General features: G+C 63.9%; 19 protein-coding genes and 1 pseudogene. 10 read left to right on the forward strand and 10 right to left on the reverse strand.

Annotation, left to right across the window (positions count from 1 at the left end; all coding sequences use genetic code 11):
* Positions 1 to 42 precede the first annotated feature (42 nt).
* Positions 43 to 1,395: an MFS transporter gene (locus BM125_RS09675; RefSeq protein WP_092407381.1), complete on the forward strand. Its 1,353-nt coding sequence runs from the start codon at positions 43 to 45 to the stop codon at positions 1,393 to 1,395.
* 40 nt (positions 1,396 to 1,435) lie between these two features.
* On the opposite strand, the gene BM125_RS09680 is transcribed toward BM125_RS09675, so the two are convergent.
* From BM125_RS09680 to BM125_RS09705, 7 genes and pseudogenes are all read right to left on the reverse strand, one after another.
* Entirely contained in the window at positions 1,436 to 1,777 is a 342-nt protein-coding gene (locus BM125_RS09680; RefSeq protein WP_092407382.1) for a zinc ribbon domain-containing protein YjdM, read from the reverse strand.
* Positions 1,778 to 1,958: 181 nt separating this feature from the next.
* Positions 1,959 to 3,959 carry a DUF4332 domain-containing protein gene (locus BM125_RS09685; RefSeq protein ID WP_092407384.1) on the reverse strand — a complete coding sequence of 667 codons (2,001 nt, stop codon included), beginning with the start codon at positions 3,957 to 3,959 and terminating at the stop codon, positions 1,959 to 1,961.
* Between the two features lie 3 nt (positions 3,960 to 3,962).
* Positions 3,963 to 5,444 carry a hypothetical protein gene (locus tag BM125_RS09690; RefSeq protein WP_092407386.1) on the reverse strand — a complete coding sequence of 494 codons (1,482 nt, stop codon included), beginning with the start codon at positions 5,442 to 5,444 and terminating at the stop codon, positions 3,963 to 3,965.
* A 321-nt stretch (positions 5,445 to 5,765) separates the two neighbouring features.
* A complete protein-coding gene (locus BM125_RS09695; protein WP_092407388.1) occupies positions 5,766 to 6,182 on the reverse strand; it encodes a DUF2752 domain-containing protein in 417 nt (138 codons plus the stop codon).
* A 24-nt stretch (positions 6,183 to 6,206) separates the two neighbouring features.
* Positions 6,207 to 6,503, reverse strand: a complete 297-nt coding sequence (locus BM125_RS09700; protein ID WP_342741293.1) for a CD225/dispanin family protein — start codon at positions 6,501 to 6,503, stop codon at positions 6,207 to 6,209.
* A gap of 9 nt (positions 6,504 to 6,512) precedes the next feature.
* A pseudogene (locus tag BM125_RS20970) lies at positions 6,513 to 6,587 on the reverse strand (zinc-ribbon domain-containing protein); the annotation flags it as partial.
* 170 nt (positions 6,588 to 6,757) lie between these two features.
* Positions 6,758 to 8,011: a patatin-like phospholipase family protein gene (locus BM125_RS09705; protein ID WP_092407479.1), complete on the reverse strand. Its 1,254-nt coding sequence runs from the start codon at positions 8,009 to 8,011 to the stop codon at positions 6,758 to 6,760.
* A 151-nt stretch (positions 8,012 to 8,162) separates the two neighbouring features.
* Here BM125_RS09705 and BM125_RS09710 point away from each other — a divergent pair, with 151 nt between their 5' ends.
* Together BM125_RS09710 and BM125_RS09715 are read left to right on the forward strand one after the other, a co-directional pair.
* Positions 8,163 to 9,287, forward strand: coding sequence for a hypothetical protein (locus BM125_RS09710; RefSeq protein ID WP_139224932.1), 1,125 nt, complete (start codon positions 8,163 to 8,165; stop codon positions 9,285 to 9,287).
* A 102-nt stretch (positions 9,288 to 9,389) separates the two neighbouring features.
* Positions 9,390 to 11,603 (forward strand): tetratricopeptide repeat-containing sulfotransferase family protein, encoded by a 2,214-nt coding sequence (locus tag BM125_RS09715; protein WP_175497997.1) that lies wholly within the window; start codon positions 9,390 to 9,392, stop codon positions 11,601 to 11,603.
* Positions 11,604 to 12,041: 438 nt separating this feature from the next.
* Here the strand turns inward: BM125_RS09715 and BM125_RS09720 are convergent, their stop codons facing one another.
* Positions 12,042 to 13,109, reverse strand: a complete 1,068-nt coding sequence (locus BM125_RS09720) for a PQQ-dependent sugar dehydrogenase (RefSeq protein WP_092407481.1) — start codon at positions 13,107 to 13,109, stop codon at positions 12,042 to 12,044.
* Positions 13,110 to 13,818: 709 nt separating this feature from the next.
* Between BM125_RS09720 and BM125_RS09725 the strand changes: the two genes are divergently transcribed.
* Genes BM125_RS09725 through BM125_RS09740 form a run of 4 tightly spaced genes read left to right on the forward strand, consistent with a single transcriptional unit; the run spans position 13,819 to position 17,085 of the window.
* Entirely contained in the window at positions 13,819 to 14,970 is a 1,152-nt protein-coding gene (locus BM125_RS09725) for an SPFH domain-containing protein (protein WP_092407396.1), read from the forward strand.
* Between the two features lie 21 nt (positions 14,971 to 14,991).
* Complete coding sequence (locus BM125_RS09730) at positions 14,992 to 16,302, forward strand: hypothetical protein (RefSeq protein WP_092407398.1); 1,311 nt, start codon at positions 14,992 to 14,994, stop codon at positions 16,300 to 16,302.
* Complete coding sequence (locus tag BM125_RS09735; RefSeq protein WP_092407400.1) at positions 16,299 to 16,559, forward strand: hypothetical protein; 261 nt, start codon at positions 16,299 to 16,301, stop codon at positions 16,557 to 16,559. Before BM125_RS09730 ends, BM125_RS09735 begins: the two co-directional genes overlap by 4 nt.
* A gap of 49 nt (positions 16,560 to 16,608) precedes the next feature.
* Complete coding sequence (locus BM125_RS09740; RefSeq protein ID WP_092407402.1) at positions 16,609 to 17,085, forward strand: DUF3592 domain-containing protein; 477 nt, start codon at positions 16,609 to 16,611, stop codon at positions 17,083 to 17,085.
* 229 nt (positions 17,086 to 17,314) lie between these two features.
* On the opposite strand, the gene BM125_RS09745 is transcribed toward BM125_RS09740, so the two are convergent.
* Together BM125_RS09745 and BM125_RS09750 are read right to left on the reverse strand one after the other, a co-directional pair.
* Positions 17,315 to 18,214, reverse strand: coding sequence for a dienelactone hydrolase family protein (locus BM125_RS09745; RefSeq protein ID WP_092407404.1), 900 nt, complete (start codon positions 18,212 to 18,214; stop codon positions 17,315 to 17,317).
* Positions 18,215 to 18,345: 131 nt separating this feature from the next.
* Positions 18,346 to 18,882: a TetR/AcrR family transcriptional regulator gene (locus BM125_RS09750; protein WP_092407406.1), complete on the reverse strand. Its 537-nt coding sequence runs from the start codon at positions 18,880 to 18,882 to the stop codon at positions 18,346 to 18,348.
* Positions 18,883 to 19,061: 179 nt separating this feature from the next.
* Between BM125_RS09750 and BM125_RS09755 the strand changes: the two genes are divergently transcribed.
* From BM125_RS09755 to BM125_RS09765, 3 genes are all read left to right on the forward strand, one after another.
* A complete protein-coding gene (locus BM125_RS09755) occupies positions 19,062 to 19,478 on the forward strand; it encodes an LIC_13387 family protein (protein WP_092407408.1) in 417 nt (138 codons plus the stop codon).
* Positions 19,479 to 19,655: 177 nt separating this feature from the next.
* Entirely contained in the window at positions 19,656 to 20,528 is an 873-nt protein-coding gene (locus tag BM125_RS09760; RefSeq protein ID WP_175497998.1) for a class I SAM-dependent methyltransferase, read from the forward strand.
* A gap of 73 nt (positions 20,529 to 20,601) precedes the next feature.
* Positions 20,602 to 20,997 (forward strand): hypothetical protein, encoded by a 396-nt coding sequence (locus BM125_RS09765; protein WP_139224934.1) that lies wholly within the window; start codon positions 20,602 to 20,604, stop codon positions 20,995 to 20,997.
* Positions 20,998 to 21,026: the final 29 nt, after the last annotated feature.

A 21,026-nucleotide genomic window follows, 5' to 3' on the forward strand; every position in this document is an offset into this window, starting at 1 on the left:
CTTGGGGTTGCATGCTAGGCGCCAACCCGATAGGAGACAAGCATGCAGGCTGCGATGGAGCTGAACGCGAAGATGTCCCTGTTCTCGCCCGAGTGGCGCAATGTGACGATCGGCTCGATAGGCCTGTGCTCGATGATTGCGTTCGAGGCCATCGGCGTCGCCGCAGGCATGCCGGCGGTCGCTGCGGCGCTCGACGGCATTGCACTCTATGCACTCGCCTTCGCCGGCACGCTCGCCGGTTCGATCGTCGCAATGGTCTGGGCCGGCGCGGATTGCGACCGCCATGGTCCATTTCGTTCGATGGCTTGGGGCATGGGCCTGTTCGCGCTCGGACTGCTCACCGCTGGCCTGGCGAACTCGATGTCGATCCTGGTTGTTGGCCGCGTCATCCAGGGCCTGGGTTCTGGTTTGCTCGTGGTCGCGCTTTATGTGGCCACCGCGCGCACGTTGCCACCAGCCCTGCATCCACGCCTGTTCGCCCTGTTCTCATCCGCGTGGGTCGTGCCGGCCATCATCGGTCCCGCCATTTCAGGCTGGATCGTGGCGCAGCTCGGATGGCGTTGGCTCTTTCTCGGGATCGGGCTGATGCTGCTGCCTGCTGCGGCCCTCATACTGCCGCCTTTGCGCAGCCATGACGGCGCGGCACGATCGGATCAACGCCGGCCGGCCATGCATTGGCCGCTGCTGGCGGCCATCGCGAGCCTCGCGCTTGCAACCAGCGCCGGAGCGGCCGGCTGGATGCCGCTCGTTATCGCTGTCTCGCTGGTCGCGATCCTCTTCGCCGCAGTTCGCCTCCTGCCGACCGGAACGCTGCGCTTCGAACGCGGCCTGCCTACCGTGATCGCGCTGCGCGGCCTCAATTCGGGAGCGTTCTTCCTCTGCGAAGCCTTCGTGCCGTTGTGGCTGCACCAGCAGCGCGGTTGGTCGCTCACCGCCGCCGGCATAGCGCTGACCGGCGGCGCCATCAGTTGGAGCCTCGGCAGCCATCTGCAATCTCGGCTGGTCGATCAGGCGCGCCGACACTCCTGGCTATCGCGTGGTTGCCTGCTGCTCGTCGTCGGAATCGCCGTCTGCATCCTGGCGGTGACCGGTGTCCTGCCGGACTGGAGCATGCTGCTCGGCTGGTCGCTGTCGGGACTCGGCGTCGGTCTCTCATTGCCGATGCTCGGAGTATTGATGCTGAAGCTTGCGCCGCGTGAGCAGCAGGGCAGCTATTCCTCGGCACTGCAACTGTGCGCGGCATTGTGCACGAGTGCCGCGCTTGCAGCTGGCGGACTGGTGTTTTCGCTGCTGCAAGCCAGGCTGCCGACCACAGCCTTCGCGAGCGTATTCGTACTGGCTGTCATCGTCGCTGCGACGTCATGGCGTGGCGCGCATCGAGTCCTGCCCAAATAGTTTCGCCCCCTGGTAGTCGCCGGTACGGACCCGATCCGGCTCAGACCTTCTTGAGGAACTCCGATTTCAGCATCATCGCGCTGCCGGCGACCTTGCCTTCGACATCGTGGTCGCCACCGACCACGCGAATGCCGCGAACCTTGGTGCCCTGCTTGATCACCTGCGACGAGCCTCGCACCTTGAGGTCCTTGATCAGGACGATGTCGTCACCGTCGGCCAGGCGATTCCCATTGCTGTCCCTGACCGCCGGAGCGTCATCATCGACCGCCGTTGCGGACGCGGCCTTCGGCCATTCGTGTCCGCAGTCCGCACAAACAAAGTTGTCGCCATCGGGATAGGTGTTCTCCATCGAACAGACGGGACACGCGGGAATATCGGACATCGGGGTCTTCCGCAAGCGGGAGGCGCAATTCTAGCGCCCGATGAGCGGGCGCGCCTGCACACGCGACGATTTGCCTGCAGACCGACGTTGCCGCGATGGCCGGGCCATCGAGGTCGGCGCCCAGCGATCTGCAGGCATGCAGTCGTCGTGGAGGTTGCCTTGCTCGATCGACCCACAGCAGCTAGGGCGAGACCCATTTCCTCGTGACGGCCAGGTCCTGGGCAAAATCGAGGAGCCCAAGACTTGCTGCAGCCGCGACCAGTCCTGCTTGCAGTTCCGACGCATCGCGACGGCTCAGGTCATCGATCCCGGTCACTCCCGCCGTCATGAGCAGAAATGCATCGTCGCCGACGATGCCCGGCCGCTGCAGGAGCTCGGCCTGTAGCGCCCATCGTCGCACGTGGGCGGGATCCTGCTTCACGATCGCGGCCAGTCGCCCCGGACCCTCGGGCTCGCGCCAGGCTTCGAGCAAGGTGGCGGTGTCGCGGATATCGATCGCGTCCAGTGCCACGGCGTCATCGGCATCGAGATCGACGATCTCGCGCAACGGATAGCTGCCGGCACGCTCGCGTCCGTACCAGGCCAGCGCGTAGGTGGCGAAGATCGCATTGTTCAGGTGGTCACCGGGGAAATCGTCTCGCTCGCGCTGGGCAAACCAGCCACGGATTCGCGCCGCCGTGCCGGGGTCGCGAGGCTTCGACAGTTTTTCCGCCATCGAGCGTTCGGCCGCCGCGATCACCGAGCGCTCCGGCAAATGCGCCTCGGTCGCGCTCGCCCTGACCAGGCCGGCGAGGGTCGGCACCGACGCCGCGCGCGCTGTCGGTGGCGCGCCGAGACCGAACCGCTGGCACAGAGTCTTGATGATCGAGGTATGGTCGAGCCGGGTGACGAAGGCGCCGCAGGGGTCCTTCATCGAAACGCCATCGGTCGGCCGGAAGACCTTCGTCGTCAGGCGCGGATTGATCAGGATCGCCGGTACGCGCACGCCGCAGCGATCGTAGTTGAAATTGCTGGTCGGACGTGCGAACGGACTGACGGCGGAGCCAGGCTTGACGTGGTCGTAGGTGCCGCCGTGCTCGTCGTAGGTAACGATCAGCAAGGTTCGTTCGAACACCGAGGGGTATCTGGCCAGCGACGCATAGACCTCGGCCAGCAATTTTTCACCATCGTGCACATTGATGGGTGGCGGGAAGTTCTGCGCGTTGAGGTCGAGCGGATCAGGGATTGCGCCGCCTGGATGGTTGCTGTTGGCGGTGTACTCGACACCGGTGTAGGCCGGCTCGATGAAGCTGTAGGTCGGCAGGGTGCCATTGCGGATGTCGTATTCGAAGTTGGTCTCCGCGCGGAAATGCTCGTGGTAGCGGTACACATTGCCGCCGTAGAGGGCATCCAGGCACCAGTGCTCGTAGACGTACTGGCACAGCGCCGACAGCGGCGCGTCGTGATAGTAGACCTTCCAGTTGAGCCTGCGCGGCTTCTCCTGGAAATTGCTGCACGCCCCGGCCCGGCCGCTCGGATAGGTCTCATCGAGCATTTCGAAAACCGTGGTATCGACGACCGGCGGATCGAACTTGCCTTCAACGATCTTCGAGAACGAGAGCCCCGAGGTGTAGTCGCCGTTGTTCACACGGGCGCGGTCTGTCCCCGGGATCATCGAAGGCGTCCCGGTGTGGGTGAAGGTACGGTTCGCGATCGTCTGTACCGGCGCCGCCGCGTGCCAGACATCGCTGACTGCATAGTGTCGGGCCAGTGCGTAGCTCCATGGCACGTTGCCTTCGTCGAAGTACTGCATGATGTTGTGCGGAATCGGCGGGACGCTGGGCTGGTCGATGCCCTCGCGCGAGGCGGGTTGTCGCGCGTAGTTGGCGGCAAAGCCGCCCATGCCCGGACTCGGACAGTTGCCCGGGCTTGGCGCACCAAAAAGCTGGATGTTCATGTCGGTGAATTCCTCACCGGGGTCCGGAAACGGAATCGTGCCCGAGGCGATGCCGGGAGAGGCCTGCCAGACTGTCCAGGTACCGACCCCCGGCGCGGTCGGGTTGTAGTTCCACTCCTTGCCGGTCAAGCCTTCGAACGATGCGCTCGCCGGATACAGTCCGCCGAGGACGTTGTCGAACGAACGGTTCTCGAGCATCAGCACGACCACATGGTCGATATTGGGCAGCAGCAGATTCTCTTCCACAGTTCAGATCCTCTCGATTTCCGCGCTCGTGAGCGCGCGCACAACCGCAACGACCGCAGCGCTCCAGTCGTGCGGACGCTCCTGGCGGAACAGACGCATGCCGGGATACCACGGCGTGTCGGAGCGATCGGCCATCCAGCGCCAATCGCTCCAGTAAGGAAGCAGCAGCAATACCCGCGCACCGAGCGCACCGGCGAGGTGGGCGACCGACGTGTCGATGCTGATGACGAGGTCGAGCAATCGAATCACGGCGGCGCTATCGAGGAAGGCGCCATCGCCATCCAGGCCCGCGACATCGATTGCGCCGAGCGCCTCGATCTCCTCGTGACTCGCGTCGCGCTGAAGGCTGACCAGGCTGCCCTGCAGTTTCGAGAGAGGCCTCAGGTCATCGACCGTGCACGTGCGGATCAGGCCGTCCTTCTGGCGCAGGTTGCCGCGCCAGGCCACGCCGATCCATGGTCGCGGCAATCCCGCGAGTTCCCTGGCCATGCGCTCGACCCGGGCGGGCTCGGCGCTCAGATAGGGGATATGTTGAGGCAGGCTCGCCGGTGCATGCCGAAAGATCGCGACGAGATCGAGCAGGCGCGCCTGGAAGTCGAACTCGGGCAGTGGCTCGTCCATGGCACTGATGCCCGTCAGCCCCCTCAGCGTGCACAGCAGCGGAAGCATTGCGCGACGCACTATCAGATGGACCTGCGCCCCGAGTTCGGCGCAGACCTCCACGTAGCGGACCATCTGCAGGGTGTCGCCGAGCCCATGCTGGTCATAGAGCAGGAGACGCTTGCCGGCGATCGGTTGCCCCTGCCAGCGACGTCCGGTCAAGGCGGGTGGGTAGATCGCATCGAAGGCAGCGGTGTCGGCGTAACCGGCCGAGAAATTTCCGAGCTCGAGCAACAGGTGCTGCAACACGAACCGCGCATGCATGTTCTGCGGGTCCAGACTGCGCGCGATTTCCAGTTCTCGCTGCGCTGCCATGCGCTTATGGCAGCGCCAGAAGCCGATACCGAGAGCGGTGCGAACCTCGCAGGAATGCGCATCGAGTTCAACGGCCCGACGCAGCCAGCGCATGCCTTCATTCATGTGCCCCTGCAGGATCATGCAGGTACCGCGTGCGGCGCAGGTTCGCGCATCCTCCCCGGGCAGGGCATCGAGCACGTTCGATGCCTCGTCGAGCTGCCGCGCATCCTGCAGATGCGACGCCAGCTGCAGATGGCTCTCAAGATCGTCCTGGTGGAGGTGGGCGGCGCGGCGCGACCATTCGATCGCCCCTTCGTGGTCCAGCATGCGCGCCGAGATACGTGCCAGTCCCGACAGCGCCTCCATGCCGGTCGGGTTCAGGCGCAAGGCGGCCTGGTAGGCCGCCGTGGCCTCGGCGATGCGATTGAAGCTCTCCTCGCGCTGTGCCGCCGCGAGCCACGTCGCGTAGCTCCAGGTCGAGGCGTCCTCGACCCGCTCGTCGTTCGGCGGGCGGGTGGCCGGCCTCATCGTGTACCTGCGAAATGACGCTGCATCCGATGCATGATTGCGCTACTCCACCCGTTCAGACTTTCCGCAGTCCGGTCAGGGCTGCAGTTGCGGCGAGCCAGGCGGCAGGAAGAATGCCTGTCCGCTGGCGTGAGGTGCATGGCAGGGCCGACGAAAGCGAGGATGGAGCACAACGCCGGGCCAGTCGGGAAAAATCTAATCGACTAGCGACGGCAGGGCTAGCTGTCAGTTCTTACAGGTTGTCATCGAGCCGCGATCGGCGTAAACCTGTGCTGATCGACCCGGCACGCGCGGCGCGGAATTCGAACCGAAGCGGTGTTTTCACCCCGGTGCCAGCCACGCGAATGGAATCCACGGCAGGTTGCGAAACACGGTGAATGCAAGCACCGCCGGCAGCCAGAGTCGCGCGTCGGCCAGCCTCGCCAGCCACTTCTGCCCGGGAAAATGCGGGCGAAGCAGGATCGCCGGAATCAGCGGGACGGCCATCACCGCCAACGGATTCATTCCAAGGGCAAGCCCGAGGTGACCGTGCATCAGGGCATGCAGGGCGCGCGTCGTTCCGCAACCCGGGCAATAGAGGTGGGTCAATGCGTGGAACGGACACGGTGGCAAAATACTGCCATCCACGAATGGATCGGCGACAAGAAGAACGCCGCATACGAGGAGCGCGCCGACCGGCAATGCGATGATCGAGAGCGGATACCGGGCAAAGACGGCAAGCCGGGCCTCCCATGACATCCGCAAGATGCGCAATGTCACGGCCTACCTGCCGAATGTCGCGCCCATGATGACCAGGCCGACGTAGAGCAGAACGAACAGCAAGCCCAGTCCGAACGAGACCCAGCACCACGTGGCTGCGTTGCGTGCGGCGTCGCGCGCGCCGGCCACATCACCGACGGCGGCCTTGCTGTCGACCTGGGCCGCGTAAACGATGGCCACGATCCCGGTCGGCAGGCAGCAGAACAAGGTGGCCAGAATGGCCCAGACAAGATTGTTGCCGACGGCAACACGCTGCGTGGACGGCATTCCTGTGGCCTGCCCAAAGCCCTGATCGATCATGGGCATCGGTGCGCCGCAGCGGCTGCAATGAACCGCCGAATCGGGATTTTCCTGACCGCACTTTGGACAGAACATGACGCACATCTCCCCTGCAACTGATCGAATCGCCCGTGGTGTTCTATCACGACTCACGCGTCGATCAAATCACGACGCTGTCGACGACGCCGCACAGGACACCTGGCCATGGCGCGCGGGGGACTGCGAGTTCGCGCGATCGGCGCAAGCAGGCCACCCAGCACATGATGCGACAACCGCTACTCGGCACCGCCCGAACCTACGGCGTCATCTGAAAGCTTTCCGGCACTGCGCGCAGGAGCGCCGCGCCAGCCAAAGAAGGCCTGCACTTCGTCGCGGCGGGCCATGGTATCCCTGATTCCCAGTTCGATCAGCTCACGCGTGTAGGAGGCTTCGAACAGCAGGTAGCTGGCCAGCGCTGAACCGCGTGCCGACTCGCCGCGACCGGACACGCCGACCGCACGCAGCAGGGCACGAATCGCAAACGGCAGGCTGCCAATATGGCGGGCGGCGATGTCGTCCAGGCGTTCGCTCGGTGAAATCAGCAACACGTCGATCGGACGCAGACTCGTTTCGCCCAGAGCCTCGGGGGTCAGCAGCTGCAGGGTGCGATTGATGCGCTGCATGCGCTCGACGTCCGCCCGTAGCGAGTCGAGAAAGATGTTCGACAAGGCATGGCCGGCGATCTGGGCCAGGTTCGGATATTCGCTGCTGCCGGCCCGCGGACCCGGCGGCTCGCGCAGACGTCCAGCGCCAACGATGAGAACCCGTTCCGAGCCGAGATGGATCGCCGGCGAAATCGGCGCCGTCTGGCGCATCGAGCCATCGCCGAAGTATTCGGTATGGCCGTCCACGGTCAAGGCGACGGGCGGAAACACGAACGGAATGGACGACGAGGCGAGCAGATGGTCGATGCCTATCGAATCACGCACTGCAATGCGCTGCGAACGCTTCCACGGATGAACGTCCACACCGGCCTCGAAGAAGGTGACATGCAGACCCGAGCCGTAGCTCGACGCGGTGACGGCCAGGCCCTTGAGCTGCCCTTCGGCCATCAGGGTCCGAACTTGCTCTGGCTTGAACCAGGCCTTCAGCGAAGATCGAAGCGGCGCATTGTCGAGGAGCGATCGGGGTCGCGCCCGGCGCAACCCCGGAATCAGCCAGCCCAGGGTCAGCATCGTCAGCCAGCGCGCTCCGGTGGCGATGATTCCCGGCAGGTCGGCGCGGTAGATCTGGCTGACGCGGAAGTTCGCCCAGACCTCGTGCAACGCGGCCACGGCCAGATCGAAGTCATCTGCCCGGCTGGCCAGCGCGGCCGCATTGATGGCGCCGGCCGATGTTCCGGTGATGACCGGGAAAGGATTGCCGCCGGCGATGCCACACTCGCGCCGGATCTGCGCGAGCGCCTTCAGTACGCCCACCTGGTAGCCGGCCCGGGCGCCACCGCCGGTCAACACCAGGCCTGTAATCGGAACGCTCATTGGCTCACGCATGACATATTCAAAGGGCGACGATAGCAGCCCATTCGCCGGGAGTCCCCGGCCATGCAATTTTTCAATGATTTCCATGATAGAGTCCGGAGAAATGTCGGCGCGCGCGCCGGCCTGCACGCGGATCGGTGACATGACTCCAGGGAGAAGTTGCATGAACAAGCTTGGGGGTTTCTCCAGACTCAAGGGTATGGCGGCAGCCAGCGCCATCGGCATCGCGGGCTTGGCAGGGGGCAACGTCGCGCGAGCGGCCAGCACCGGCATTCCCGTGAACATCACGCGCGGAGCGGCCTTCTGGTCCAGTGTGGACAACAACACCAGCTTCCCGTCCAGTAGCACTGTCACCACCACGAACGGCGACGTCTACACCACCGACGTAACCGCATTTGGAATCCAGGATGCCACTCTGGCCGGTCCGGCCAGCAGTTTCTTCTCGGACGGCGTCGACAATGCCCTGATTCTCGCCGTCAACGGCAATCTCTTCGTCAATCCCGATTCCACGGTCGATTTGACCGGCGATACCCTCACCACCGATACCGCGACGATCGTTCCGGGCGTCGATGCCCAGATCCGCTACAACTTCTTCCCCGGTCGACCGGTTGTGCGCGGGCTGTTCAGTCTGACCAATACCACCGGTGCTCCAATCAGCGTCAATGCAGCCATTCTTGGCGACTATGGGTCGGACAGCAATACCACCGTCCGGGCCACCAGCAACGGCGATACGGCGATCGATACAAACGATTTCTGGTACATGACCGATGATCTCAGCGCGCCGACATCTCCGAATGGCGTGGTCGTCAATCCCCGCAAGGTCGAAGCGCCGAACGGACTGCCGGACCCGCGCATCACGCTGTCTCGCTACGGCGCGGGCGCTTCGGTCATCCCGTTCAATGCGCTGACTCCGGGCACCCCGGGCCCGGCGATAGCGACTTTCGGATTGCGGTATCCAGTGACGATCGCGGCCGGACAGACGGTTCGCATCATGGTGTTCATGGAACTCTCCGATTCGACGATTCCGGAAACGACAGCCGTCGCCGATGCCGCGGATTTCGAATCGCTGGCTGCGCTGCAGACAGCCGGCTTGCTGAGCGGACTGTCGCCGACCGAGCAAAGCGAGATCGTCAATTACGGGCAGGGCGGACCGCCACCGCCACCGGCGGTTCCACCGGCGAGCCTGCCTGCTGCCTCCCCGACCGGACTGGCCGCGTTGTTGGCGGCACTGGGCGGCCTTGGCTTCTTCGAGCTGCGTCGTCGCAGGAAGCTCGGTCTGACCCGATAGAAGCGGCCAGACACAACTTGCATTGCGTCTGCCCTGCGTGGACCCCGATGAGTCGGGGTCCAGCGCACCTCGTTTGCCTGGTTTGACTTGAAGATGCCCTCGATGAAACCTGGCGATCTGCTGCGCGCTGGCGATCTCGAAGGCTCCGCGCGTCTTGCCCGAACGCTACTGGCCACCCGATCCGCGAATGCCGATGCCCAGCATGCCCTCGGGGTCGAGGCGCTTTCCCGCGGCGCGTTCCGTGAAGCCCTCGACTGGCTTGAACAATCCGTCGTCGGCGACCCCGCCAACGCCTGGTACTGGTGCAACCTCGCCCATGCCCGGATGCAGGCATCGCCGGCTCACGCAGCCGATGCCGCTGGTGCCATAAAGGCATCCCAGCGCGCCCTCTCGCTGAAACCGGACTACGCACAGGCTCGCTACAACCTCGGCTGTGGATTGCTCGCCTCGAACCGATACGAAGATGCCAGTGCCGAGTTTCGCAGCCTCGTCCAGCGCTTTCCCGAAAACGCGGACTATGTCTGTGCCCTGGCCGATTCACGGCGTGGCCTCGGGCTGTGGCGCGAAGCGGCCCGGTACTACCGCCAGGCACTCGAACTCGATGCCGACCATGTCCGCGCCGAAAGCAATCTCGGTGCCCTCCTCGCAGGTTTCGGCGAATCCGAGCAGGCGCGTTCCTGCTGTCTGCGTGCGGTGGCGAAGGCACCTCATTCCTGGCAGGCCCATCATCTGCTTGGGCGCTGCCATTACCAGCTCGAAGCATTCGATGAAGCCATGGACGCCTTTGCCAATGCCTTCGAGCTCAATCCCGACTTTGCCGACCTCAACATCGACATCGCCAGGCTCTGGCAGGAAAACGGGGATCTGGCCGAGGCCGCCACGTGGTATCAACGCGCACTGACCTTCGCCCAGGACGACCCCACAGCGCGCGCGGGACTAGCCTCGATCCTGCTTGATCAGGGCCATTCGACGGCGGCACTCAGCGTGCTTGCCGATATCGTGGAGACGCATGCCGGCAATGCCGATGTGCTCAGGGTCCATGCACAATGTCTGTGGAGCGAAGGCGATGCCGATGCTGCCATCGCCCAGCTCCGCGTGGCCCAGGCCGCGCAGCCCAACAACGCCAGCCTGTTTGCCTTGAGCGGGCAGATACTCGCATCCGCCGGCAAGGTCGAAGCCGCGCACGCCGAATACACCGCCGCTCTGGAACTCAATCCCAGATGCGCATCCGCCTTGAGCGGATTGGCAAGCAGCAAGCGGGGCTCGCTGGATGCAGAGCGGGCCACGGCGATGCTCGAATTGCTCGAACGACCACGTCTTCGTGACGGCGCCCGGGCAATGCTGCACAGCGGCCTTGCCTATTATCACGATGGTCGCAAGGAGTGGCGGATTGCCGCCGAGCACATGGCAAGTGCGAATGCCTGCCAGTGGAGGCACCGCGAAAAGCGGGGCCAGGTTTACGAACCCGAGGCCTTCGCGAGACGGTGCGCAAGGCTCCGCGAAGTCTTCGACGCCAACCATTTTTCCAGGGTGGACGGTCTAGGCGACGACAGCGCGCTGCCGGCGTTCATCGTCGGCATGCCGCGCTCCGGGACGACGCTGACCGAACAGATCCTCGCCCGCCACCCGCAGGTGCATGGCATCGGCGAACGCAACTTCGCCGCGCTTTCAATGAACTCGCTGCGCACGCAGGCGAAAACCGCGGAATCCGGCGACGATGAGGAACTGGCAGCCCTGGATAGGATCCCCCTGGTCGACGAACGTACGATCCGCAGCATCGCCCCCCGCTATCGATCGCAACTTCATGCCCTGGCCAGCGTCCAGGGAAAACCGCAGGCCTGCCGCGTCGTTGACAAGATGCCCGACAACTACAATCTCGTCGGCTGGATCGCGACCCTGTTTCCGAATGCCCGGATCATCCATTGCCGACGCGACCTGCGCGACGTGGCCCTGTCCTGCTGGATGACCCAATTCGGCAAGATCTCCTGGGCCTCGCGCTGGTCCGACCTGCTGCATCGTATCGGCGAGTACCAGGTACTGATGCAGCATTGGCGAGGGGTGCTTCCAGGCCGCTTCATCGAGGTCGACTACGAAGCGATGGTCAGCGATCAGGAGTCGGAATCCCGGCGTCTGATCGACTGGCTCGGTTTGCCATGGGATCCCATCTGTCTCGAACACTATGCGGGCGAGGGTCTGGTCCGAACCGCCAGCATTACCCAGGTCCGCCAGCCGATCTACACGCGCTCGGTCGCGCGCTGGGAACACTACCTGCCCTACATTCCCGAACTCGGCGCGATCAACCCCGGCCGGTCTTGACCGGGAAATCGGCACGCGTCAGTGCGGGTCGCCGACTCGATTCGGGACGCGTCCCGAATCGCGCTTCCTGACAATCGTTCGGCAGTCGTGCCGAGAGGGAGGCCGCGGTCGTTGGCGATGTATGGGAGGCCCGGGCGAGGTGCCGCCTGGGTGTTTTCGTCCCGGTCGGGCCGAACGATTCGCCGTATGGGCCGTGCAAGGGTGCTCATCGAAACTGTGGGAGTGCCGCATCGGCCTCAGGCACCAGGATGACCCTGCCCTCCCCGCCGAACCAGATCTCGCACTCGGAATTCTGGATCATGTGTCGGTAGGCCTGGTCCTTCGAGCCATGTCTCGCACCAAACCGGAGCGTGCGTGGAATGGTGGCCCATCGCCCACGCGCGACCAGCGGCCGCGAATTCGGTCCCGTCTGCGAAACGACCTCAACGCCGGACTGCGCTATTGGCGCTTTGCGGCGTATGTCACCCGATAGATCGCACCAGCCTGGTCGTCGGAGACGAGCAGCGCGCCGTCCGGCATGACGAGCACATCAGCGGGTCGTCCCCAGCTTTCCTCGTTTTCGAGGAATCCCTCGATCAACGGTTCGTAACCGAGCACCTTGTTGCCATCGAGCCGCACGGTCATCACCCGATAGCCGGATTTCTGCGTCCGGTTCCACGAACCATGCTGGGCAATGATGGCGGCCCCCCGATAGGCGGCCGGAAACATCTTTCCGTCGTAAAAGCGCATGCCGAGCGCGGCCACGTGCGGACCAAGCTTGAGAGCCGGGGCCGTGTAGTCGGCGCAGCGCTTGCCTTCGCCGAACTCCGGGTCGAGCGTGTCGCCCTGGTGGCAGTATGGAAAGCCGAAGTGCTCACCGGTCCGGCCCACGCGGTTGAGTTCATCCGATGGCAGATCGTCGCCGAGCAAGTCCCGGCCGTTCTCGGTGAACCACAGCGCATTCGTGCCGGGCTGCCAGTCGAAGCCGACCGAGTTGCGCACGCCGTATGCGACATCCTCGCGGCCGCTGCCATCGGGATTCATGCGCAGCAGCTTCGCATAGCCCTCGCGGTCACAGACGTTGCACGGCGCACCGATCGGCACATACAGCTTGCCGTCCGGTCCGAAGGCGATGAATTTCCAGCCGTGATGCGTCTCGCCCGGCAGGTCCGATACGACGACTTCGGCCTTCGGCGGCGTATCGAGATGGTCTTCGATATTCCGGTAGACGAGAATCTGGCTGACCGCCGACACGTACAAGTCGCCCTCGTGGAAGGCGACGCCGACCGGCAGCTGCAGGCCGTCCACGATGACACGCACGGTCTCTGCACGACCGTCCTGATCCGCATCCGTCAGCGCGTAGACCTTGCCGACGCGGCGGGACCCCGCAAACACGGTGCCGCGGGTGCCGATCGCCAGCTCACGCGCATTCGGCACGTCCGCCGAATAGACCGCGATCTCGAAACCCTTGGGCAGCTTCAGTTTCTCGAGAGGCAGCGGATCCTTTGCCGATGCATGCGCCGCCATCGCGACAAACAGCAGGCCGCAAACCGGGGCAAGGAAGGATGGGGCGCGGAAAATTCGAATCATGGCTGCCTCGACTGCTCACCAGGTTGCAGCATTGTCACCGATGGTGGCTGAACATGGCACTCAGGTCCCCATCCAGTGGCAGCCTCCGCACAGGGCGACAAACCCGGGCGCCCCGCCGCCCGGCAACAACGCCTGCAGCGGCAAGGCCCGGCAGCACGCTGGACGTCGCTGATCCGGAATGGAACCTGCCCGACCGCGGCGCGCGAGGGAAGGTCAGATCAAGTAGCAAAGTCGTCATGGCGTTCAGAAGGTATTCCACATGTGCTGCGTGGCAAAGTGAAGTCTGGTTGCCTTGACGAGGCGCGCGGTGCATGTGGAGAGCCTTCTGGACGCCACCTTTTCAACATCCAATCAATCCGTTAGGCGACGCCTGCCTGCGCGCAGATCTTTGTTGCGTCGACTTGAAAGACCGCCAGTCTGTCTGCGTCGACGCGCCGCGATCTGCACACAGGCAGGCGTCGTGGCGACTTTGCTACTTGATCAGACCCTCCCTAGCATCGGGGCGCAGATCCCTGCCGAGGACTCAGGCCAGGATCCCGGGCCACTGTCGGGCAGGACTTCGACCACCCCCCTATTCCTGCCTGGGAATGTATAGTTCGCCGATCGGGTGGGTACGCTACCCGGCCACGAATAACGGAGAGATGTCATGGGTCTTGTTCAGGCAGTGGTGGGTTCCATCGGCGGCACGCTGGCCGACCAGTGGAAGGATTTCTACACCGTTCCAGGCGGTTTGCCGGCCACGGCGGCGCTGTTCGCTGCGGTACCTCAGGGCAGCAACGCGGGGCGCGGCTCGAACACCAAGGGCTCCTCGAACATCATCACCAATGGTTCGAAGATCGTCGTGCCGGAAGGCTACGGCCTGCTCCTGTTCCAGGACGGTGCGGTCACCGGTTTTGCCGCCGAACCGGGCGCCTATGAATGGCGCTCCGACGCTCTGAATTCGAAGTCGATCTTCGCCGGGGACGGCTTCGTCGATTCGCTGATCATGCAAAGCTGGGAGCGTTTCAAGTTCGGCGGCCAGCCCGGTTCCCAGCAGGCGGCGTTCTTCGTTTCGCTCAAGGAACTTCCGGAAAACCGCTTCGGCACGCAATCCGAAATCTACTGGGATGACGGCTTCCTCGGCACCCAGGTCGGTGCGGTCACGCGCGGCTCCTATACGCTGAAGATCGTCGACCCGATCCTGTTCGTGAAGAACTTCGTGCCGGCGCGCTACCTCCAGCCCGGCGAGGTCTTCGATTTCACCGATATCGAAAACGCTGCCGCCGCCCAGCTCTTCAACGAAGTAGTCGGCTCGCTGGCGCCGGCCTTCAGCCTCTACTCCAACGATCCGGCCAAGGGCAATCGCATCACCAAGCTGCAGCAGGACTCCCTCGGTTTTGCCAGGAGCCTGTCCGACGCGGTGGAGCAGGCCTATCAATGGAAATCCGATCGTGGCCTGGCCATCGTCAAGACCGCCATCGTTTCGATCGAATACGACGCAAACACGCGCGAACTGCTCAAGACCGTCCAGCGCGCCGATGCCCTTTCGGGTGCGCGCGGCAACTCGAACCTGCAGGCCAGTGTCGCCCAGGGGATGCAGTCGGCCGGCGAGAATGGCGGTGCGGCGGGCATGATGGGCATTGGCATGGCTTCCGGCATGATGGGCGGGATCGGCAATCTGCAACAGCCGGTTGCAGCGGCCGCGGCGGCCGCCGACGACCCGATCGCCAAGCTGAAGAAGGCCAAGGAGATGCTCGATCTCGGCCTGATCACGCAAGCCGACTACGACGCGGCAAAAACCAAGGCGCTCGGCCTGTAAGCCACCCTTCGAAGAGCAACCATGTCCAATACCCCCACTCCGCCGCCGGTGCCGCGGTACACCGGCCCCGGGTCGCCGCAGGACGTGCCGCCGCAACCGGGCAGTTCGCCGATCGATCCGGCCAGCTTGCCCGAACCGATCCGCGAGGAATTGCTCGCGCCCGACCCGGTCGCCATCGATACGTCCGCCGACGAGTTGAAGGATGGGCTCAACCGCTGTCCGAAATGCGGCGCGACCGACATCCGCCAGAAGCCTGGCAGCGATCTGCTGATCTGCCTGTATTGCCGCAACGAATGGCATGGCCAGCGGGTCGAGGAGGAGTTCGGCCTCGGCGAAGGAATCGACCAGCTCAAAGGCACCGTGATCGCCTCCGGTGCGCGGGATATCGAGGTCGACGCCGCGAGCCTGATGAGTTTCAAGTGCACCGGCTGCGGTGCCGAGGTCACGGTCAACACCGCCAACGCGATGACAGCGCGCTGCCACTGGTGCCGGCACGTGTTCGGCGTCAACGAACAGGTCGCCAACGGCGCGGTGCCCGACGCGGTGCTGCCGTTCTTCATCAAGAAGGACGACGCAGTCGCGCGCATCTGCCAATTCGTCGACAAGCGGCGCCTGTTCGCCCTGAAGGAATTCAAGGAACAATTCACGCCCGAGAATGTGATTGGCGTCTACCTGCCCTACATGATCGTCGACGGCAATGCGAGCGCCGACGTCGCCGGCCATGGCGAGATCAAGACACGCGAGTACACCAAGGGTAGCGGAGACAACAAGAAAACCTACTACGATGCCGACGTCTACCGGGTGGAGCGGCATGTCGATTTCACCGTCGACGACCTGCCGCTGGAATCCTCCAACGAGCGTGGCAACCTCGATACGCGCAGCAACACCAACAACATCATCAATACGATCCTGCCCTTCGACACCAAGAACGCGGTGAAATGGAATGCGTCCTATCTTTCGGGCTACAGCTCGGAGAAGCGCGATCGCGACGTCGAGCACCTGCACCCGCGCTTGGAGGACCAGTTGCTCTCGATCGCCCGTGCCCAGGTCGAACAATCAGTGCGCCGCTACGATCGCGGCGTGCGCTGGGAACAGGAGGATCTCGACCTGCACGGATCACGCTGGGTGTCGATGTACCTGCCGGTCTGGCTGTATTCCTATCACCAGCCCGGCAGTAACGGCGGCATGCTGCATTACATTGCGGTGAACGGCCGCACTGGTGAAACCATGGGCAGTGTGCCAGTCCAGCAGTGGAAGCTGCTGATGACCGCGATCACGGTCGGTACCTTTCTCGAAGGCATTGCATTGTGGATACTGGGGAGTTCGTCATGAGCGACGACGGTGGACTCTGGCTGCTCGCGCTCGGACCGGCCGGCGCGACCTCGCTTTACTGGTTTCTCTATCGCTACTATCGCAATACCGACAAATCGCATGCCTTCGAGCGCGAGACGGCGGTCGACGCCAAGCCGGTGACGGGGTCCGATCAGAAGGTCGACGAGGTGAAGGGTACCCGCGAAACCCGCATACGAGGGGACAACGTGAGTGCATACCGCGAACGTGTGCGACGGATTCGAAGCGACAGTAGCTGAGCCGGAACCTACCGGAAAGCGCAAGCCGGCGAACGACGACACGCAATTCATGGCCACGACAGGCATCATCGGAACCCTCTTTCTGGTTTTCGGGACGGCTCTGTTCCTTGGGGTCGGCTGGCTGTTGGTCCTGGCTCGGCGCAGCCAGCACTGGGCTTCGACCCGGGGTCGGGTCGTCTCGTCGAAGATCGATTCGACATTCGACACCACCGGCAGCAACCGCATGAGTCATCGCCTGATCCTCGCCTATCGATACACGGTCGATGGAGACACCCTGACCGGAGATCGCCTGCAGTTCGGGGACACGTTCTGGAGTTCGACGCGCTCACGCGATCTGGCCGAAAAGCTCGGTCGCAAGTACCCGGAGGGCCAGGAAGTCACGGTCTATTACGATCCTGCTCACCCCGATCGCTGCACGCTAACCCGCAACGTCGAATCGAAGCCCTACTTCCTGCTCTTCGCGGTCGCGCTCGGTCTCGTTGCCGCCGGCTGGGCGGTGTTGGCGGGCCTGGTTCGCGTGTTGTAGTTCACGGCACACCGCTCAGCAGCGGGCTGCCCGCAAGCCCTGTATTCGACCATCAATGGATCCTTCCCGCAGCGACCTTGACGTATCCGGCGACGGCTGCCGGCGAACGGTCAAGCCGCCAACGCCGGTGCGCAGGATCGCACGGCTATCACCGACGAGAACGCGCCCGGCAAGCTCGAGGGCGTCGTTCGTACGTCGGCACCTGCAAGCGGATTGCGCACTTCCCGGTTCAGGTTTTCAGCGTCCGTCCGAACAGCGCAAGCATGCGCGACCACGCCTCGGTGGCCGCGGCTTCGTCGTGGCGCGGCGTGGTGTCGTTGTTGAAACCATGCACGGTACCGGGGGCCTGGAACGCGGTGTACTTCACCCCGGCCGCCTTGAGTGCCTTCTCGTAGTCCGGCCATTGGGCATTCACGCGATCGTCCTTGGCGGCGAGCACGATCAGCATTTCGGCCTTGATCTTCGAAACCTCGTCAAGGTCGGGCGCACTCCCGTAAAACGGCGCTGCTGCTGCGAGTGAAGGCAGCTGCGTGGCGAGGAAGTTGGTCATGCTGCCGCCCCAGCAGAAGCCGACCACACCCATCCGTCCGTTGCCGTCCTCGATGCCCGTGAGCCAATGCGCGGCGGCAACGAAATCCTGTCTTGATCGGGCCTGGTCGAGATCCTTGAACAGGGTTCGTGCATCGTCCTCGTTGCCAGGATAACCGCCGAGCGGAAACAGCGCGTCGGGCGCGAACGCGATGTAGCCTTCCAGCGCAATGCGCCGTGCCACGTCCTCGATATGCGGATTGAGTCCGCGGTTTTCGTGGGCCACGAGCACCAGCGGCCGCGCAGCTTTCGCATCCGCCGGCCGCACCAGGTAGCCGCCCGCCTTGCCGTAGCCATTTGGTGAGTCGAATTCGCGTCGCGAAACGACCAGCCTCGGATCGTCCGGCTTGATCTTCTGTGCCAGGGCGAACCGGGGACTCAGCGCGGCGAGCAGGCCGGCGGCCGCCGTCGCCCCGATGGCCAGGCGCGCAGCCCCGGCAATGAATCCACGACGGTCGATTGCCCCGTGCACGTACTGATCGAACAGACCGAGTACATCCGGATCGAAATCATGCACGGTCTTGCGGGTCGAGTGCGCCATGGCGGCCTCCGGTCGATCGTTGGTGACGGGCCGATCCTAGCAACCGCCTGGCGGTTTCGTCTGCGTCTGCGGGCCATCGAGCGCTGCTTCAGCGCAACTCAGCTGAAACCACCGGACCGGCCCGCCGTCGCTTATGCGCCGGATTGCAGAAGTTCGACGATGGTCTCGAGTTCCTTCGCTGGAAGTCCGGCAGATCGCGAGTCACCCAGGACGATGCGTCCGAGGTAGGCGCTGGCAATGAACAGGGCGCGGGCACGGGCCTGTTTCGGCGTGAGCCCTGCGGATTCCAGCAGATCCGCGATGTAGCCGATGCGCTGGGTGTCGACAGCCTCGATCCGGCTGGCGATTTCCGGATTGTGCGTGGCCCAAGCCCGCACTGCCCGCTCGGTGCGGCTGCTCACGGTCCAGGCCCGTTGCACGAGTGCATTCAAGCGTCGGCTTTCCTCGGCGCCCTGTTCCAGCCAGTCGATGACCTGCTGGGTCGCGCGCTGATGCCATTCTTCAATCAGTGCAGCATGGAATGCTCGTATATCCTTGAAATGCCAGTAAAAGCTACCGCGAGATACGCCCAGGGACTTGGCCAGCAAATCGGCCTTGAGGGCATCGAATCCTTCTTTTGCCAGCACGTCCATGCCATGCGCCAGCCAATCCCCCCTGCTCAACTTCATGCGGCGCCTCCAAAAACCATACAGTACTGTATTGACAATAGCCGGAATCCGTTGCTATCGTAACCATACAGTACTGTACTTTCGTTCTTTCGTCGCGCCAGTGTCCACGGCCATTGCCGGACCGCTGCAGAGCGGTTGGGCCTGCCGATCCAATCCTCAAGACCCCCAGGGGGCACACCATGATCGCGCGACTTCTCATGACGCTCAGCGCAGCCATCATCTTCACGCTCGGCACGTTGCACCTGGTCTTCACGTTCCGCGGCAACAAACTTCTGCCCCGCGACCACGAACTGATCGATCGAATGGCACAGGTTTCGCCGGTTATCAGCGATCAAACGACCATGTGGCGCGCATGGATCGGCTTCAACGCCAGCCACAGCATGGGCGCACTCCTCTTCGGCATGGTCTTCGGCTACCTGGCCATTCGCCATGAAGCCATTCTTTTCCAATCGCCATTTCTGCTGGTGGTCGGTCTGGCCATGCTCGGTGGCTTCCTCGTGCTCGGCAAACGCTACTGGTTCAGTGTGCCGTTCACCGGCATCTGCATTGCCCTCGCCTGTTACCTGCTCAGCATGCTGCTTGGTGCGCTTCGATAGGCAACGCGTCGCGGGCCCATGCGGGACATAGCGCGGGGCGGCCTGATGCGAGCATGTCGAAGCCTTCGAAATGGCTATCGAGTCGCAGACCCCGCGCCGCAGAACCCGGCGATCGCGCACGGCCTCGAACGGTTCCCCCAGCCGGCGAGCGCAAGAGCCATTGCCGGCTGGGTTAGGATGCCGGTCTTGCCTGATCGAGCCCCACACGTGCCGCACTATTCCGGTCCACTCCTGACCCGTTCCCTGGCCGAGTCACTGGCCGCCGCCCGGGCCAGCGGCAGCGCTTCGTGGACCGGATCGCTCGACCTCGGATTATCGACAGGCTCGGTCCTGCTGGGGGGCGATTCGTGGCACTGGCGGAACAGGCACTACCCGTATCCCGACAGGCTCAAGGAGCGGACCATCTATTACTGGGACGGCCAGGATTTTTCCGCCGTTTCGCATTTTTCCGGATCCTTGATCAAGCTCGTGCCAACCGAATGGGGCGCACCGACCTTCGAGATCGACGGTATCAAGATGTTGCCGACTTCGCAGGTCTCCCCGTTCGATGACGCGCGCCGCAAGGTCGCGCTGGTCGAGCCACGCGGCAAGACCGTGCTCGATACCTGCGGCGGTCTCGGCTACTTTGCGGCCTGTTGTCTCGAGGCCGGCGCGGCACGCATCCGTTCGTTCGAAAAGAATGCAGATGTATTGTGGCTGCGCACGCTCAACCCGTGGTCGCCCGATGCGGATGCGGTGGCGAATGGCGGCCGTCTCGAACTGACCCAGGCGGACGTGACGAAGAGCATAGGCGGCATCGAAAGCGCCACGGTCGATGCCGTGCTGCATGACCCGCCGCGGTTCGGCATTGCCGGAGAACTGTACTCAGGCGCCTTCTATGAAGAGCTCGCACGCGTGCTGAACCGGGGCGGTCGACTGTTCCACTATACGGGCAGTCCGAACAAGCTCAGCAGCGGTCGCGACCTTCCGCGCGAAGTGAGCAACCGCCTTGAGCAAGCCGGCTTCAACACCCGACTTGCACTCGATGGCGTGCTGGCGACTCGCCGCTAGGGAGAATGTGGGCTGCCCCGTCGTCATGTTCCAGACCGCACCACACCGCGTTTCGCCATCAGGAAGCATTTGCATGAGTCACGTGGTCATTTCCAGCTTCGAGAACGTCGCCACGGGCGACCTGCAATCACAGGGCGAGTCGGTCGCGGTCTTCGAGTCCGAGGTCGCTGCCCGCGCTCACCTCGCGCGCCGCTCGGCGATTCTGCAGTCAGCCGTCGGCATCGCGCGCGCCGCAGATCCGAAGGCCACCTTCATCACCTGGTTGCTGTTGCTGCGGATGCCGCTTGCGGTTGATGGAGTCGAAGAGGCGCTAGAGGATCTCGAACTGATCCTCGAGGAAACCGAGTCGATCGAGGATCCGTTTGGCGAACTGGTCGTCGACTATGAAGGCAGCCGCCACGAACCGGCCGGCAATTTCGACTACGCCTGCGCGGATGCGCTGCGCGACCTCGAGGCCTGGCTGAGCTGAGCCCGGCCAGGCAACCAAGGGTCGCGCGC

The organism is Dokdonella immobilis, assembly GCF_900115085.1.
Classification (GTDB): Bacteria; Pseudomonadota; Gammaproteobacteria; order Xanthomonadales; family Rhodanobacteraceae; genus Dokdonella; species Dokdonella immobilis.